Annotated in this window: 3 protein-coding genes; all 3 read left to right on the top strand. The window is 59.3% G+C overall.

Annotated features, from left to right (window positions below; translation table 11 throughout):
• The first annotated feature begins 155 nt into the window (after positions 1–155).
• The 3 genes from mreC (at position 156) to Q0288_RS17275 (ending at position 3,294) form a co-directional block, all read left to right on the top strand.
• The gene (gene mreC / locus Q0288_RS17285) at positions 156–947 is read left to right on the top strand and encodes a rod shape-determining protein MreC (protein ID WP_299433424.1); all 792 of its coding nucleotides are present in this window, start codon (positions 156–158) and stop codon (positions 945–947) included.
• 103 nt (positions 948–1,050) lie between these two features.
• Positions 1,051–1,527 carry a rod shape-determining protein MreD gene (mreD, locus tag Q0288_RS17280; RefSeq protein ID WP_299433421.1) on the top strand — a complete coding sequence of 159 codons (477 nt, stop codon included), beginning with the start codon at positions 1,051–1,053 and terminating at the stop codon, positions 1,525–1,527.
• Between the two features lie 51 nt (positions 1,528–1,578).
• Complete coding sequence (locus Q0288_RS17275) at positions 1,579–3,294, top strand: penicillin-binding transpeptidase domain-containing protein (protein ID WP_299433427.1); 1,716 nt, start codon at positions 1,579–1,581, stop codon at positions 3,292–3,294.
• Positions 3,295–3,463 lie beyond the last annotated feature (169 nt).

Here is a 3,463-nt window from a genome sequence, read left to right as displayed (position 1 = left end):
CGGGGTTACATACTTATGTTCTATACAGTACAGCAGGCTCCGCATGGAGCCAATGGCTACCGGGTGCGCTAGACTCTTGCTTGGGAGTTGGGTTATTTGAAGCTTTCTTGGGCAAACAACAGTCACTTCCTGCATCCTTCGACTGGCGGTAGATTATGAGCGATACCGTTATTCGCCGGGCCTTGCTGATGGGTTTGCTGTTGCTGGGAGTTTTGTTGGCAACCATCACCCGGCAATCGGCTCCCACCTTGCCGGGCGAGTTTGCTGCCCGTACCGCTCCCTTGTTTGGTTTCTCCTTCCGTTTGGGTCAGAACGCTAAGGCCAGCCTGGCAGCCATATTTGACCGTCGCGACCTGCGCGCCCAGCAACGCCAGATGCAGGCCGAATTACAACAGCTCCGGCAGGAGAACCAGCGCCTGGCCCTGGAAAACCGCAAACTCCAGGCCACCCTGCGGGTGCAGGCCGTTCAGGGTTTGGGTGTGGTAGCGGTAGCGCCGGTGATTGACGATGACGCCTCAGGGCTTTATCGAAGGCTTTTTCTGGGCGCTGGTTCGGCCCGGGGTCTGCGGGTCGGGATGCCTGTCACCACCGCCAACGGACTGGTGGGGGTCATCACCGAGGTCACGCAAAACAATGCCGTGGTTCGCACCTTGCTCGACCCCGAATCTCGAGTGGGGGTGCGGCTAGCGGGTGCGCCGGGGCGTGGCATCGCTTATGGTGCACCCCCTCGCATGTTGCGGGTCGAAATCGCCCCCGAAGCCAGCGTCAAACCCGGCGACAAGGTGGTGTCTGGGGCCTTGCAAGGGCTCTATCCTGCCGGTATCACGGTGGGCACCGTCGAACAGGTACTGCCGACCTCACCAGGAGCACTGAAAAAGGTTTTGATGGTTCGACCTGCTGTGCAGCTCTCGTTGTTGGAGGAAGTGCAGGTGCTTAGGCCGCTATGAGCACGAACTATTCGAGGGCTTTGGTACAACCAAACCGGTCACAATCGGCCCACCCACTCTGCATCACCGTCCATGCGTCAACTGGATCAACTCCGTTCTGACTATGCGGATTATTCTGATCATAATTTTGGCTTTTCTACTCCAGGGCTTTGTTTCTGGGTTGCTGGGGGATAACTTTGCACCCCCCGATTTGATCTATCTGGCTACATTGCTGTTGGTAGCCTCGGTATCGCCCTATGTGGGCTTGCCTCTGGCTTTTGCGGTGGGGTTGCTGCAAGACCTGCTTTCGGCGGGGTATCCGGGGCTGCATGCAGTGGGACTGCTGTTTGCGGCTTATGCCTACTATCGTCTTTCACGGCTGGTACACTGGGACGAGCTGGCCGGGCAAGCAGTCATCCTCGGGGGCAGCTTTGTCGCCAAATGGTTGGGTATCCTGCTGGTAGCCTTTTGGTTGCGGCTAGGCAGCTTCAATCCTCTCACGCTATGGTCGGTTATCCTACCGGAGATGCTGCTGACGCTTCTGATCGCACCATTTGCAATTCAGCTCTATCGGCAGCTTTTTGCGGTTCGCGGCAAATAGGAGCGCCGAGTGAACAGTCGTATCTGGATCCTGCTGGGGCTTTTTTACCTCATGCTAATGCTGTTTGTGGGGCGGCTCTGGCAGTTGCAGGTAGTGCAGTACGAGCAGTATGCCACCCGCAGCCAGGGCAACTATCTTCGCACCGAAACCTCCCTGGCCCCCAGGGGACGTATTTTAGATCGCAATGGGCAGGTGATTGCCGCCAACCGGCTGGCGGTAGATCTGATCTATTCGGGTGGGGAAGTACATTTCAAGGAACGCATTCTGGTGTTAGCAGGGCTGAAGGAGTTACCCAGGGTGGAGCGGGAGTCGGTCGAGCTGATGGTCAATATTCCCGAGACGTTAATCCCCACCCTGGCTGAGCTAACCGCCGGAGAGCCTAGCTTGAAGCTCCTGGAACGCATCGAGCGGGTTTATCCCAACCCTATTTCCGGGCCGGTGATCGGTTATACAGCCCTACCCAGCCAGGAACAACTCCAGGAAGGCTACGACCCCGAGGAGCTGGTAGGGGCTTCGGGCCTCGAGGCTGCCCTGGAAGCCCAGCTCAAGGGCATCAAAGGGGTGGTGCTGGCCGAAGTGAATGCCAGGGGCCAGCGGGTGCGCTTCGAGGAACTTAAGGAGCCCCAGGCTGGCACCGACGTGTACCTGACCCTTGACCTGAATCTGCAGCGGGCTGCCGAGCGGGCCCTACAGGAAGGGGTGGAGGACATCAATCGAATTCGAGTCCGCAACCGACTACCGCTGGCTACCCGGGCCAAGGGGGCCATCGTGGCCATCGACCCGCGCAACGGCGAGGTTCTGGCCATGGCCACCGCCCCCGCCTTCGACCCCAACCTGTTTGGCCACAGACCCCGCGCCAACGATAAAATCCGCAATCTGTTCGCCGATAAGGACCGTCCTACCTTGAACCGGGCAGTTAATGCCTATCCGCCAGGTTCGACCTACAAGCTGGCCACCTCGAGCATGGCCCTGGAAAGGGGCTACGTCACCACCGACACAGCTTTCCGCTGTAGCCCCTACATCGTGTTTGGAGGCATTCGGCGCAACTGGGCCCGCCACGATATGGGCATGATGACGGTAGAGGAAGCCATCGCCCAGAGCTGCAACACCTGGTACTACCAGGTCTCAATGCTTGACCCCATCGGAATTGTGGACAAGTTGCACAAACGGGCGCTGGAGCTGGGAGTGGGCCGCCCCACCGGGTTGGAGATTGGGGAGCAGACCGGCATTGTTCCCACCTTGCAATGGAAGCGCCAGAACATCCCCCGCGACCCCCGTTGGTGGCCGGGCGAGACCCTTTCGATTGCCATTGGTCAGGGCTACAATAAAGCCACCCCGGTCCAGATTGCTCGCATGCTCGCTACCATCGCCCAGAGCGGCCAACAGCCCGAGTTGCATCTGGTTCGGCGAATTGGCGATCAGGTCATCCAGCGACCCAGCACCTCGGTTCCGGGACGATACTGGGAAGAGTTGAAGAATGGACTGCGCCTGACCGTAACGAATGGTTCGGCCCGGCACGTTCTCGGCAACTTCCCGGTAGCCACCGCCGGCAAAACCGGAACCGCCCAGAACGAGACCCTGACCGCCGGCCTCGAGCACGCCTGGTACATGGGCTACGGCCCGACAGATCCTGCCGACCCAAGGCCACCGCTGGTGGTGGTGGCCTTCTTTGAGAACGGTGGCGAAGGCAGCGGGGTGGCCCTGCCCGCGGTACGAAAAGTTATGGCGGCCTACTGGAATGTGGGGCAGGACTTCGCTTCACGGTAACGATTACCGTAGATCGCTGCATTCAAGTATCTAGCGCTTTTTGCTGGCTGTTTGCCCTTCGCAAGTCGTCACCCGCTAGAAGTCGGCGTGGACCCAGTACGGCTTATACCGGATTCAAAAAGATCATCCTCCAACCCGGAGACCCCGAGGCTATTTTTTTGAAGCCTGG

The organism is uncultured Meiothermus sp. (assembly GCF_937863175.1).
Lineage (GTDB): Bacteria > Deinococcota > Deinococci > Deinococcales > Thermaceae > Meiothermus.
This window is presented reverse-complemented; position numbering and strand designations above follow the sequence as displayed.